This window comes from Streptomyces sp. CB01635 (genome assembly GCF_002803065.1).
Taxonomy (GTDB): domain Bacteria; phylum Actinomycetota; class Actinomycetes; order Streptomycetales; family Streptomycetaceae; genus Streptomyces.
In genome coordinates, this window is record NZ_NNBL01000002.1 from 713,732 (window position 1) to 726,437 (window position 12,706).

The window sequence follows — 12,706 nt, forward strand, 5'->3', positions numbered from 1 at the left end:
ATCTCCTACGTGTCGTATATGAGCGTCAGTGCTGGGCTGCGGCGAGGGATTCCCGGGCGGCGGCGGCCACGGCGTCGCCAGTGAAGCCGAACTCCCGGAAGAGGACCTTGCCGTCGGCGGAAGCACCGAAGTGCTCCAGCGAAACAATCCGTCCGGCGTCACCGACGAAGCGGTGCCACGTCAGACCGATACCGGCCTCGACCGCGACACGCGCCTTGACCGACGGCGGCAGGACCGAGTCCTTGTACTCCTGGTCCTGCTCGTCGAACCACTCGACCGACGGCATGGACACGACGCGCGCCGGGATCCCCGCGGCCTGGAGCTGCTCGCGCGCCTCGACGGCGAGCTGCACCTCGGAACCGGTACCGATGAGGACCACCTGCGCGTCGCCGCCTTCGGCGTCGAGCAGGACGTAGCCACCCTTGGCCGCATCCTCGTTCGCCTCGTACGTCGGTACGCCCTGACGGGTCAGCACGAGGCCGTGCGGAGCGCCCTTGCCGAACACCTTCGTGTACCGCTTGAGGATCTCGCGCCAGGCGATCACGGTCTCGTTGGCGTCCGCGGGGCGGACGACGTTCAGACCGGGGATCGCGCGCAGCGCCGCCAGGTGCTCGACCGGCTGGTGCGTCGGACCGTCCTCGCCCAGACCGATCGAGTCGTGCGTCCACACGTACGTGACCGGCAGGTGCATCAGGGCCGACAGGCGGACCGAGTTGCGCATGTAGTCGGAGAACACCAGGAAGGTGCCGCCGTAGATACGGGTGTTGCCGTGCAGCGCGATGCCGTTCATCTCGGCGGCCATCGAGTGCTCGCGGATGCCGAAGTGGATCGTGCGGCCGTACGGGTCGGCCTCCGGCAGCGGGTTGTCCGCCGGCAGGAACGACGACGTCTTGTCGATCGTCGTGTTGTTCGAGCCCGCGAGGTCGGCCGAGCCGCCCCACAGCTCCGGGATGACCGGGCCGAGCGCCTGGAGAACCTTGCCGGACGCCGCGCGGGTGGCGACACCCTTGCCGGTCTCGAAGGTCGGCAGGTGCGACTCCCAGCCCTCGGGCAGGTCGGTCGCCTCGATGCGGTCGTACTCGGCGGCGCGCTCCGGGTTGGCCGTGCGCCAGGCGGCGAACGACTTCTCCCACTCGGCCTTCGCCTCGCGACCGCGGTCCAGCGCCTCACGCGTGTGCGCGATGACCTCGTCGGCGACCTCGAACGACTTCTCCGGGTCGAAGCCGAGCACGCGCTTGGTGGCCGCGACCTCGTCGTCGCCGAGCGCCGAGCCGTGCGCGGCCTCGGTGTTCTGCGCGTTCGGCGCGGGCCAGGCGATGATCGAGCGCATCGCGATGAAGGAGGGACGCTCGGTCTCGGCCTTCGCGGCCTCGATCGCGGCGAACAGGGCCTCGGGGTCGAGGTCGCCGTTCTCCTTCGGCTCCACGCGCTGTACGTGCCAGCCGTAGGCCTCGTACCGCTTCATGGTGTCCTCGGAGACCGCGGTCTCCGTGTCACCCTCGATCGAGATGTGGTTGTCGTCCCACAGCAGGACGAGGTTGCCGAGCTTCTGGTGCCCGGCCATCGAGGACGCCTCGGAGGAGATGCCCTCCTGGAGGCAGCCGTCGCCGGCGATCGCGAAGATGTGGTGGTCGAACGGGGAGGTGCCGGGGGCCGCCTCCGGGTCGAACAGACCACGCTCGAAACGGGCGGCCATCGCCATGCCCACGGCGTTGGCGACACCCTGGCCGAGCGGCCCGGTCGTCGTCTCCACGCCCGTGGTGTGCCCGTACTCCGGGTGCCCCGGGGTCTTGCTGCCCCAGGTACGGAACGCCTTCAGGTCATCGAGCTGGAGGCCGAAACCGGCCAGGTACAGCTGGATGTAGAGGGTCAGGGACGAGTGGCCCGCGGACAGCACGAACCGGTCGCGCCCGACCCAGTCGGCGTCCGCCGGGTCGTGCCGCATCACCTTCTGAAAGAGGGTGTACGCGGCCGGTGCCAGGCTCATCGCCGTACCCGGATGGCCGTTACCGACCTTCTGTACGGCGTCCGCGGCCAGGACACGAGCGGTGTCAACGGCCCGCTGGTCCAACTCGGTCCACTGGAGGTCTGTGGTGGTCGGCTTGGTGCTCACCCTGGGTCAGGGCTCCTCTCCACATGTCGAATGCCGGTGATGATGGGCTCACCGACTGTTGTCGAGCCTACCCCTGCGGGTACGCGCATTTTTTCGACTCAATCCAGACTGCCGGGCCGTGCCGGAATCCGCCTCCTGACGGGCATCCGCGCCGCTCGACAAGTGAATGTTCGGCTGCTCATCTGGGGTGCTCCGAAACACGAACCGACCCCCACGAAGAGCCAGGTATAGGCAACGTCTACAGTGGCGTGGTACGCGCGAGCCTTTACCGGGACTTCACATCCGGGGGCTTGCTGGGAGTCTCTGTCAGGGGTGTGCGTGACGGCCGTCGAATCCCGTCCAGCGGGGCAACTCGGGACGAGCATCAGCCCGAGCCAACGGCCGCTCGGGGCCCGGTTCAAGGCATTCGTGGCGCTGACCAAGCCGCGGATCATCGAACTGCTGCTGATCACCACGGTTCCGGTCATGTTCCTCGCGCAGCAGGGTGTGCCCGACCTGAAGCTGGTGTTCCTCACCTGCCTCGGCGGCTACCTCTCCGCGGGCGGTGCCAACGCGCTGAACATGTACATCGACCGTGACATCGACGCGCTCATGGAGCGCACGTCGCAGCGGCCACTGGTCACCGGAATGGTCAGCCCCCGGGAGTGCCTCGCCTTCGGCATCGCCCTCGCGGTCATCTCCACGCTGCTGTTCGGGCTGGCCGTCAACTGGCTCTCCGCCTGGCTCTCGCTCGGCGCTCTCCTCTTCTATGTGGTCGTCTACACGATGATCCTGAAGCGCCGCACCTCGCAGAACATCGTCTGGGGCGGCATCGCCGGCTGCCTGCCGGTCCTCATCGGCTGGTCCGCGGTCACGAACTCGATGTCGTGGGCCCCGGTCATCCTCTTCCTCGTCATGTTCTTCTGGACGCCGCCGCACTACTGGCCGCTGTCCATGAAGGTCAAGGACGACTACGCGCGCGTGGGCGTGCCGATGCTGCCCGTCGTCGCCTCGAACAAGGTGGTCGCGAAGCAGATCGTCATCTACAGCTGGGTGATGGTCGTCGTCTCCCTGCTCCTGACGCCGCTCGGCTACACCGGCTGGTTCTACACCGCGGTCGCCCTGCTGGCCGGCGGGTTCTGGCTGTGGGAGGCGCACGGGCTGCAGAACCGCGCCAACGCCGAGGTGTCGGGCGCGAAGCTCAAGGAGATGCGCCTCTTCCACTGGTCGATCACCTACGTCTCGATCCTCTTCGTGGCGGTCGCGGTGGACCCCTTCCTGCGCTGACCCACCCGGGAATTTCCCGACGGGAGGGGGGAGTGGCCAAGGCCACGCCCCCCTCCCGTCGCCAGTTGATCTACCTGTCAGTAGCATCCTGTCCATGGCAGACACTCAAGCGGTTGACGACCCGAAGCAGGCGGCGAAGGACGAGCGCAGGGCCGCCCGGCTCGCCCGGGAGATCGGGACGTTCGCCAAGCAGCACGGCGGCGCCGAGGGACAGCTCGCGTACCTCGGGGAGCGCGGCACGCGCATCGCGCTCGTCGGCGAGGACGGCGGCTGGGGCAACCTCGTGGCGCCTTCCGACGCCATCGCGCGCAAGGCCGTCGAGAAGGCCGGGATCACGATCCGCGAGGACTTCGACGGTGAGATGGCCGCCAAGGTGAAGACCGGACCGTACGAATGGACCCGCATGGCGGGCATCCAGGTCGGCGGCCCGAGCAACAAGTAGCCGCCCGTCCAATGCGTCAGGTGTACGAGACCAACACCTGACGCAGGTTTCACCCGTTAGGACCGTAGAAGCACGGTCCATCTACGGGAGCCCGGATGATCGATACGCCATCCCTCGTGGACCAGTACTGCCACGGGGTACTGCGGACGGAACTCGGCCTCGGCACGTTCGAGGCCCATCTCGGCCGGGGCGACCGCCCGCCCGCCCCCGGCACGACCTTCTTCGACACCCAGACCGGCTTCGCCGTACGCCGCTGGTGTCCGCCGCTCCTCGGCCTCGAACCGCACTGCCCGCCCGCCCGCTACCTCGCGCGGCGCCGCGAACTGGGCGTCCTGGAGTCGGGCCGCAGACTGCTGCGGGGCAGCGGCATCACGACGTACCTGGTCGACACGGGACTGCCGGGCGACCTGACCGGGCCGCGCGAGATGGCCTCCGTCGGCGACGCGGACGCGCACGAGATCGTTCGCCTCGAACTCCTCGCCGAGCAGGTCGCCGACACCTCGGGCACCGTCGAGTCCCTGCTCGCCAACCTCGCCGAGTCCGTGCACGCCGCCGCCGCGAACGCCGTCGCGTTCACCTCAGTGGCGGGCGTACGGCACGGCCTCGCGTTCGCGCCCCAGCCGCCGGGACCCGGCGAAGTGCGCGGAGCCGCGGGACGCTGGCTCGCCGCGCGCCGCGTCGGCGGACCCCTCACCGACCCCGTGCTCCTGCGCCATCTGCTGTGGATCGCGGTGGCCTCGGGCCGGCCGCTGCAACTCCACGCGGGCCTCGGCGAACCCGGCCTGCGTCTCGACCGCACCGACCCGGTCCTGCTCACCGACTTCGCCCGCGCCACGGCCGGACTCGGCACCGACCTGATCCTGTTGCACGGCTACCCGTACCACCGGCACGCGGCGCACCTCGCCGGCATCTTCCCGCATGTGTACGCGGACCTCGGCCCGGCGCTCGCCCGTACCGGGGCGCGGGCGGCGGCCGTACTCGCGGAGATCCTGGAACTCGCCCCGTTCGGCAAGCTGCTGTTCTCCAGCGGCGCGCACGGCCTGCCGGAGCTGCATGTGGTGGGGGCTCGGCTGTTCCGCGAGGCGCTCGGACGGGTGCTCGGCGGCTGGGTCTCGGAGGGCGCGTGGTCCCTGGCGGACGCGCAGCGGGTCGCCGGGATGATCGGCTCGGTGACGGCCCAGCGGGTCTACGGCCTCAGCGGCACGGGCGCCGCGCAGGGCGGCTGACCCGGGCCGCGGGCTGTTCGTTCAGACGGTGGAGAGGGCCGGGTCCGCCTGGGCCGGGACCTCAGCCGTGCCCAGCGGGCGCTCCCGCAGTGACAGCAGGACCCGCAGGACCGCGATCCACACCAGGGCCGAGCCCAGCATGTGCAGGCCGACGAGGACCTCGGGCAGGTCGGTGAAGTACTGGACGTAGCCGATGACGCCCTGCGCGAGCAGCACGAGGAACAGGTCGCGGGTGCGGTGCAGGGGGCCCTTGGGGGCGTCGACCGCCTTGAGGACGAACCACAGGGCGAACGCCAGCGTCACCACGATCCACGCCAGGACGGCGTGCGCCTTGCTGATGGTCTCCCAGTCGAGCGGCATGCGCTCCACGTCGCTGGAGTCGCCGGCGTGCGGGCCCGAGCCCGTCACCACCGTGCCGACCATGATCAGCGCCACGGTGGCCGCCGTCAGGATCCAGACGAGCTGCCGCACGGCCTTGCCGACGAGGGGGCGCGGTGCGGCGTCACCCTCACGAGTGCGCTGCCACATCACCGTGGCGACCGCGATCAGCGCGGTGGACAGCAGGAAGTGGGCGGCGACCGTGTACGGGTTGAGGCCGACGAGGACGACGATGCCGCCGAGGACGGCGTTGCCCATGACGAGCCAGAACTGGGCCCAGCCGAGCCGGGTCAGGCCGCGCCGCCACGGCTTCTGCGAGCGGGCGGCGATGATCGCCCAGCCGACCGCGGCGCACAGGACGTACGTCAGCATGCGGTTGCCGAACTCGATGGCTCCGTGGAAGCCCATCGCGCTCGTCGCGGTGAGGGACTCGTCGGTGCACTTGGGCCACGTCGGGCAGCCGAGGCCCGAGCCCGTCAGGCGCACCGCGCCGCCGGTGACCACGATGACCACCGTCATGACGACGGCGGAGAGCGCGGCGCGCCGGACGGTCCGCTGAGCGGGGGTCCAGCGTTCGGCGATGAAGGCGAGCGGGTTGCGCACGGCTCGAGCGGCGTCGGCGGGGGTCACGTTTGGCACGGGCCCCATCGTAGGGCGCCGCTTGTGCATGTCTTCACGAGGGGGCCGATCCGGGACGATTGTGACGCCCCGCACGTGCCGTACGGCCTACTCCCAGCGGAAGAAGCGCGCCGCGGCGCCCAGGCCGAGGACCGCCCAGACCGCGAGGATCCCGAGGTCGCCCCACGGCATCGCCGCGCCGTGCTGAAGGACGTCCCGCAGCCCGTCGGAGAGCGCCGAGATCGGCAGCAGCCCGAGGACGGACTGCGCCGCGTCCGGGAACTTGTCGAGCGGCACGATGACGCCGCCGCCGACGAGCAGGAGCAGGAAGACCAGGTTCGCGGCGGCCAGCGTCGCCTCCGCCTTGAGCGTGCCCGCCATGAGCAGGCCGAGCCCGGAGAACGCGGCCGTCCCGAGGACGAGCAGGAGCAGCACGGCGAGCGGGTTGCCCTGCGGGGACCAGCCGAGCGCGAGGGCGATCACCGTCACGAGGATCACCTGGAGGACCTCGGTGACCAGCACGGACAGCGTCTTCGCGGTCATCAGGGCCCAGCGCGGCAGCGGCGAGGACGCGAGCAGCTTGAGTACGCCGTAGCGGCGCTCGAAGCCCGTCGCGATGGCCTGGCCCGTGAACGCGGTCGACATGACGGCGAGCGCGAGGATGCCCGGGGCCAGGAAGTCCACGGCCTTCCCGTCGCCCGTGTCGACGATGTCGACCGCGCTGAACAGGACGAGCAGCAGGGTGGGGATGATGACGGTGAGCAGCAGCTGCTCGCCGTTGCGCAGGAGCATCTTCGTCTCGAGGACGGCCTGCGCGCCGATCATGCGGGACAGCGGCGCGGCCCCCGGCTTCGGCGTGTACGTACCGGCGACACTCATCCGCGCAGCTCCCTGCCGGTCATTTCCAGGCTGTGTCTTCCCGGGGGGCAACCCCCGGGCCCGCGGCCGGGGGTCGGCTGGGCCTTGTTCATCCGCGCAGCTCCCTGCCGGTCATTTCCAGAAAGACGTCTTCGAGGGTGTGGCGTTCGACCGAGATCTTCTCCGGCATCACGCCGTGCTGCGCGCACCACGATGTCACCGTCGCGAGCAGCTGCGGGTCGACCTCGCCGCTGACCCGGTACGAGCCGGGGGTGAGCTCGGCGGCCGCGGAGTCCATCGGGAGGGCCTTGAGGAGCGAGGCGACATCGAGCCCCGGGCGTCCGGAGAAGCGCAGGGTGTTCTCGGCGCCGCCGCGGCACAGCTGCTCGGGGGAGCCCTGCGCGATGACGCGGCCCGCGTCGATGATCGCGATGTCGTCGGAGAGTTCCTCCGCCTCGTCCATGTGGTGCGTGGTGAGGATGACGGAGACGCCGTCGGCCCGCAGATCCCGTACGAGGTCCCAGGTCGCGCGGCGTGCCTGCGGGTCGAGGCCGGCGGTCGGCTCGTCCAGGAAGACGAGCTCGGGGCGGCCGACGACCGCCATGGCGAGCGCGAGGCGCTGCTGCTGCCCGCCGGAGAGCCTGCGGTACGTGGTGCGGCCGCAGCTGCCGAGGCCGAGGCGCTCGATCAGCGCGTCCACGTCCAGGGGGTGCGCGTGGAGCTTCGCCGTATGGCGGAGCATCTCGTCCGCGCGGGCGCCGGAGTAGACGCCTCCGGACTGCAGCATCACGCCGATCCGGGGTCGCAGTTCGCCGGCCTGGGCGACGGGGTCGAGGCCGAGGACCCGGACCGTTCCCGCGTCCGGACGGCGGTAGCCCTCGCAGGTTTCGATCGTGGTGGTCTTTCCGGCGCCGTTGGGGCCGAGGACGGCGGTGATGCCGGCCGAGGCCTCCAGATCGAGGCCGTCGACCGCGGTCCTGGTTCCGTACCGCTTGACCAGACTCTGGATCCGGACGACGGGCTCGCTTCGCATGAGCGCCAAGTCTAAGGACGCGCCGCGAGTCCCCGGCGGGCGGGGCCCTCGGCGCTCAGGTCCGGTGCCTCGCCAGCCATCCCTGGGCGTACGCGACGGCGTCGGCCACCGGGAAGAGCAGGGCGTCCGCCCCGCCCACCCGGCCGCGTACGACGGCGCCGTCGCGCTCGAAGTCCGCGCCGAGTTCGTCGAACCCGTCGGCGCTGACGTCGACCTCGGTCACCGTCTCCCAGCGCCGGCCGCCGGGGGTGAGGACCGCGCGTCCCATTTCGGTCCTCGGGGAGGCCATCCGGTACTCGGCGAGATGGAAGGCCGTACAGGTGGAGAAGGCCGTGCCGAGGAGGAGCACGCGCGCATTCTGTTCCTCCAGGCGGGCCAGCGGACTGTGCTCGCCGAGGGAGCAGTCGGTGGCGTGGCCGTCCGTGATCGCGGCGGCCCGCGGACCGAGCGCCGCGAACGACGTCCGGGGGTGCGCGCTGCGCAGCGCGCCGGGCCAGCGGCGGACGGTCTCGGCGATCGTGCCCATGCCGTCGCCGGGCGTGATCGCCGGGTCGTACGCGGGCATCGACGCGCGGATCCCGGCCCACCACTCCTGAGGCACTGGGGGCCTGCGCCACTGGGCCGGGTCGGAGTTGCCGCCGGTGTGCGTGGGGACGGTGAGTGTCCCGTTCGGTCCAAGCGCGTCGAGCAGACCTTGGACCACGGAAACGGCCCCTCCGCAGACCCAGCCGAGCGCGCTCAGGGAGGAGTGGAGGAGGAGGGTCTCGCCGGGGAGGACGCCGACGGTGCGGAGGTCGGTGGTGAGGGTGGTCCGGGTGACAAGTGGGCCGGTGGGAGGGGGTACAGGCATGGGGTGCAGTGTTCTCCGCAGAGGTGGGGCGGCACCACCGAATCGATCGATCAAAGATCGTTTCCGCAGGTCATCTTAGGTATGCCTAAGTGATGCAGTGCACCGGAGATCGTTCCGGACCCCGCTTGTCAGGCCTTGAGGAATTACGCAACAATGGCGTTGTGAAATACGTCGGCGAGGCTCGGGAGGCCCCCCAGGGGGCCCCGCAGGAGGAGATCGCGACCGGTGAGCGTTCGACACGCAACCGGGTCGCCCGCTCCATCCTGGACCACGGCCCGTCCACCGTCGCCGATCTGGCCGGCCGCCTCGGCCTCACCCAGGCCGCTGTGCGCCGCCATCTCGACGCGCTGGCCGCCGACGAGGTCGTCGAAGCACGTGAACAGAAGATCTACGGAGCCCGTACGCGCGGCCGTCCCGCCAAGGTGTTCGCCCTGACGGACTGCGGCCGGGACGCCTTCGACCAGTCGTACGACAAGCTCGCCGCCGACGCCCTGCGCTGGATCGCGCAGCGCGAGGGAGGCGAGGAGGCCGTCGTCGCCTTCGCCCGCGCCAGGATCGCCGAGCAGGCCGGTGCCTACCGGGCGGCCGTCGAGTCCGCCGCTCCCGAGGAGCGCACGGAAGCCCTCGCCAAGGCCCTGAGCGCCGACGGGTACGCTGCTACGGCGCGAAGCGCACCGGTCGGCGAGCAGCTGTGTCAGCACCACTGCCCGGTCGCACACGTCGCCGAGCAGTTCCCGCAGCTGTGCGAGGCGGAGACCGAGATCTTCTCCCAGCTGCTCGGTACACATGTGCAGCGGCTGGCCACGATCGCCCATGGCGACGGGGTGTGCACGACGTTCATTCCGAAGATCGCACCCAAGACCACCGCCACACAAAACGACACAAACGCATCTGCAAGCACCGCCGGGAGGAACCCCGCATGACGCTCCCTATCGAGGAGACTGCCCACCCCGAGCTCGAGGGTCTGGGCAAGTACGAATACGGCTGGGCCGACTCCGACGCCGCCGGTGCCTCTGCCAAGCGGGGCATCAACGAGGACGTCGTCCGCGACATCTCGGCCAAGAAGTCCGAGCCGGAGTGGATGACCAAGCTCCGCCTCAAGGGCCTGCGCCTCTTCGACAAGAAGCCCATGCCCAACTGGGGCTCGGACCTGTCGGGCATCGACTTCGACAACATCAAGTACTTCGTGCGGTCCACCGAGAAGCAGGCCCAGTCCTGGGAGGACCTGCCCGAGGACATCAAGAACACGTACGACAAGCTCGGCATCCCCGAGGCGGAGAAGCAGCGCCTCGTCGCCGGTGTCGCGGCCCAGTACGAGTCCGAGGTCGTCTACCACCAGATCCGCGAGGACCTGGAGGAGCAGGGCGTCATCTTCCTGGACACCGACACGGCCCTGAAGGAGCACCCGGAGCTCTTCAAGGAGTACTTCGGCACGGTCATCCCGGTCGGCGACAACAAGTTCGCGTCGCTGAACTCGGCCGTGTGGTCCGGCGGATCCTTCATCTACGTCCCCAAGGGCGTGCAGGTCGAGATCCCCCTCCAGGCCTACTTCCGTATCAACACGGAGAACATGGGCCAGTTCGAGCGGACGCTGATCATCGTCGACGAGGGTGCGTACGTCCACTACGTCGAGGGCTGCACGGCGCCGATCTACCAGTCGGACTCCCTGCACTCCGCGGTGGTCGAGATCATCGTGAAGAAGGGCGCCCGCTGCCGTTACACGACCATCCAGAACTGGTCGAACAACGTCTACAACCTGGTCACCAAGCGCGCCGTGGCGTACGAGGGCGCGACCATGGAGTGGATCGACGGCAACATCGGCTCCAAGGTCACCATGAAGTACCCGGCCGTCTACCTGATGGGCGAGCACGCCAAGGGCGAGACCCTGTCCATCGCCTTCGCGGGCGAGGGGCAGCACCAGGACGCCGGCTCCAAGATGGTCCACATGGCGCCGAACACCTCCTCCAACATCGTGTCGAAGTCGGTGGCCCGTGGCGGCGGCCGTACCTCGTACCGCGGTCTGGTCGAGATCGGTGAGGGTGCCCACGGCTCCAAGTCGAACGTGCTGTGCGACGCGCTGCTCGTCGACACGATCTCCCGCTCCGACACGTACCCGTACGTCGACGTCCGCGAGGACGACGTGTCCATGGGTCACGAGGCGACGGTCTCCAAGGTCTCCGACGACCAGCTCTTCTACCTGATGAGCCGCGGTATGACGGAGTTCGAGGCGATGGCGATGATCGTGCGCGGCTTCGTCGAGCCGATCGCGAAGGAGCTGCCGATGGAGTACGCCCTCGAACTCAACCGGCTGATCGAGCTGCAGATGGAAGGTGCGGTCGGCTGACCCGCCGCCCGAAAAGCAGCCGCCAGATTTCTTGACGTAGGAAGAGAGCACAACGACAGCCATGGCTGAGGCTCAGAACATCCCGGTGGGTTCCACCACCTCCGGCTCGATCGCGGTGGCCGCGGAGTCGACCGTCGCCACGCGCATGAGCGCGCCCCCGTCCTACGACGTCGCGGACTTCCCGGTCCCGCACGGCCGTGAGGAGGAGTGGCGGTTCACGCCGCTCGAGCGGCTGCGCGGCCTGCACGACGGGACGGCGGTCGCCCAGGGCGGCCTCCGCGTCGAGGTGACCGCCCCCGCGGGCGTCACCCAGGAGACCGTCGGGCGCGACGACGCCCGCGTCGGCAAGGCCGGCAAGCCGGTGGACCGCGTCGCCGCCCAGGCGTTCTCGTCCTTCGAGAAGGCCTCGGTCGTGTCCGTCCCCAAGGAGACGGTGCTCACGGAGCCCATTCGCATCGCTGTGCACGGCGAGGGCGGTACGGCCTTCGCGCACCAGGTCATCGAGCTCGGCGCGTTCGCCGAGGCCGTGGTGGTCATCGACCACACCGGTGACGCGGTGCTCGCCGCCAACGTCGACTACATCCTGGGCGACGGCGCCAAGCTGACCGTCGTCTCCGTGCAGGACTGGGACGAGAAGGCCGTCCACGTCGCGCAGCACAACGCGCTGATCGGCCGCGACGCCTCCTTCAAGTCCGTCGTCGTCACCTTCGGCGGTGACCTCGTCCGCCTGCACCCGCGCGTCAACTACGCGGGCAGCGGCGGCGAGGCCGAGCTGCTCGGCCTGTACGTCACCGACGCCGGCCAGCACCAGGAGCACCGCCTCCTGGTCGACCACGCGGCCCCGCACTGCAAGTCGAACGTCGCCTACAAGGGCGCGCTCCAGGGCCAGGACGCGCACGCCGTCTGGATCGGCGACGTCCTCATCGAGGCCACCGCCGAGGGCACCGACACGTACGAGCTGAATCGCAACCTCGTGCTGACCGACGGCGCCCGGGTGGACTCGGTCCCGAACCTGGAGATCGAGACCGGCGAGATCGTCGGCGCGGGCCACGCCTCGGCGACCGGCCGCTTCGACGACGAGCAGCTCTTCTACCTGCGCTCGCGCGGTATCCCGGCCGACGAGGCCCGTCGCCTGGTGGTCCGCGGCTTCTTCGCCGAGCTCGTCCAGCAGATCGGTCTGCCGGACGTCCAGGAGCGCCTGCTCGCCAAGATCGAGGCCGAGCTGGAGGCTTCCGTCTGATGGCCTTCGACCGTGCCCGGTTCACCCGGGCCTGCGGATTGAGCGAGCTGGAGGAGGACACCCCGAAACGGGTGGAACTCGACGGCACGCCGGTCTCGGTCGTCTACACCGAGGGCGAGGTGTTCGCGATCAACGACATCTGCTCGCACGCGAACGTGTCGCTCTCCGAGGGCGAGGTGGAGGACTGCCAGATCGAGTGCTGGCTGCACGGCTCCGCGTTCGACCTCCGCACCGGTAAGCCGTCCGGCCTTCCCGCGACGCGCCCCGTCCCCGTTTACCCCGTACAGATCGAAGGGGACGACGTGCTCGTCTCCCTCTCCCAGGAGTCCTGAGGCACC

The 12,706-nt window shown here is 69.9% G+C and carries 12 protein-coding genes; 7 read left to right on the forward strand and 5 right to left on the reverse strand.

The annotated features are described in order from the left end of the window. Positions 1-25: 25 nt before the first annotated feature. A complete protein-coding gene (gene tkt / locus CG723_RS07275; protein WP_100592397.1) occupies positions 26-2,113 on the reverse strand; it encodes a transketolase in 2,088 nt (695 codons plus the stop codon). Between the two features lie 312 nt (positions 2,114-2,425). Here tkt and CG723_RS07280 point away from each other — a divergent pair, with 312 nt between their 5' ends. The 3 genes from CG723_RS07280 to CG723_RS07290 all read left to right on the forward strand — a co-directional run bounded on the left by CG723_RS07280 (position 2,426) and on the right by CG723_RS07290 (position 5,047). Then, complete coding sequence (locus CG723_RS07280) at positions 2,426-3,379, forward strand: heme o synthase (RefSeq protein WP_199841678.1); 954 nt, start codon at positions 2,426-2,428, stop codon at positions 3,377-3,379. A 94-nt stretch (positions 3,380-3,473) separates the two neighbouring features. After that, a complete protein-coding gene (locus CG723_RS07285; RefSeq protein ID WP_100592399.1) occupies positions 3,474-3,821 on the forward strand; it encodes a hypothetical protein in 348 nt (115 codons plus the stop codon). 95 nt (positions 3,822-3,916) lie between these two features. Next, positions 3,917-5,047 (forward strand): amidohydrolase family protein, encoded by a 1,131-nt coding sequence (locus CG723_RS07290; RefSeq protein ID WP_100592400.1) that lies wholly within the window; start codon positions 3,917-3,919, stop codon positions 5,045-5,047. A 21-nt stretch (positions 5,048-5,068) separates the two neighbouring features. On the opposite strand, the gene CG723_RS07295 is transcribed toward CG723_RS07290, so the two are convergent. From CG723_RS07295 to CG723_RS07310, 4 genes are all read right to left on the reverse strand, one after another. After that, entirely contained in the window at positions 5,069-6,073 is a 1,005-nt protein-coding gene (locus CG723_RS07295) for a COX15/CtaA family protein (protein WP_234374179.1), read from the reverse strand. A 78-nt stretch (positions 6,074-6,151) separates the two neighbouring features. After that, positions 6,152-6,922, reverse strand: coding sequence for an ABC transporter permease (locus CG723_RS07300; protein ID WP_100592402.1), 771 nt, complete (start codon positions 6,920-6,922; stop codon positions 6,152-6,154). A gap of 88 nt (positions 6,923-7,010) precedes the next feature. Then, on the reverse strand, positions 7,011-7,934 hold the full coding sequence (locus tag CG723_RS07305; RefSeq protein WP_100592403.1) for an ABC transporter ATP-binding protein: 924 nt from the start codon (positions 7,932-7,934) through the stop codon (positions 7,011-7,013). A gap of 55 nt (positions 7,935-7,989) precedes the next feature. Next, positions 7,990-8,784: an aminoglycoside N(3)-acetyltransferase gene (locus CG723_RS07310; protein ID WP_100592404.1), complete on the reverse strand. Its 795-nt coding sequence runs from the start codon at positions 8,782-8,784 to the stop codon at positions 7,990-7,992. Between the two features lie 161 nt (positions 8,785-8,945). Between CG723_RS07310 and CG723_RS07315 the strand changes: the two genes are divergently transcribed. The 4 genes from CG723_RS07315 (at position 8,946) to CG723_RS07330 (ending at position 12,700) form a co-directional block, all read left to right on the forward strand. Next, positions 8,946-9,707: a helix-turn-helix transcriptional regulator gene (locus tag CG723_RS07315; protein ID WP_100592405.1), complete on the forward strand. Its 762-nt coding sequence runs from the start codon at positions 8,946-8,948 to the stop codon at positions 9,705-9,707. Then, the gene (sufB, locus tag CG723_RS07320; protein ID WP_100592406.1) at positions 9,704-11,128 is read left to right on the forward strand and encodes a Fe-S cluster assembly protein SufB; all 1,425 of its coding nucleotides are present in this window, start codon (positions 9,704-9,706) and stop codon (positions 11,126-11,128) included. Before CG723_RS07315 ends, sufB begins: the two co-directional genes overlap by 4 nt. A 61-nt stretch (positions 11,129-11,189) precedes the next feature. Beyond that, complete coding sequence (gene sufD / locus CG723_RS07325; protein ID WP_100592407.1) at positions 11,190-12,368, forward strand: Fe-S cluster assembly protein SufD; 1,179 nt, start codon at positions 11,190-11,192, stop codon at positions 12,366-12,368. Beyond that, entirely contained in the window at positions 12,368-12,700 is a 333-nt protein-coding gene (locus tag CG723_RS07330) for a non-heme iron oxygenase ferredoxin subunit (RefSeq protein ID WP_100592408.1), read from the forward strand. Before sufD ends, CG723_RS07330 begins: the two co-directional genes overlap by 1 nt. Positions 12,701-12,706 lie beyond the last annotated feature (6 nt).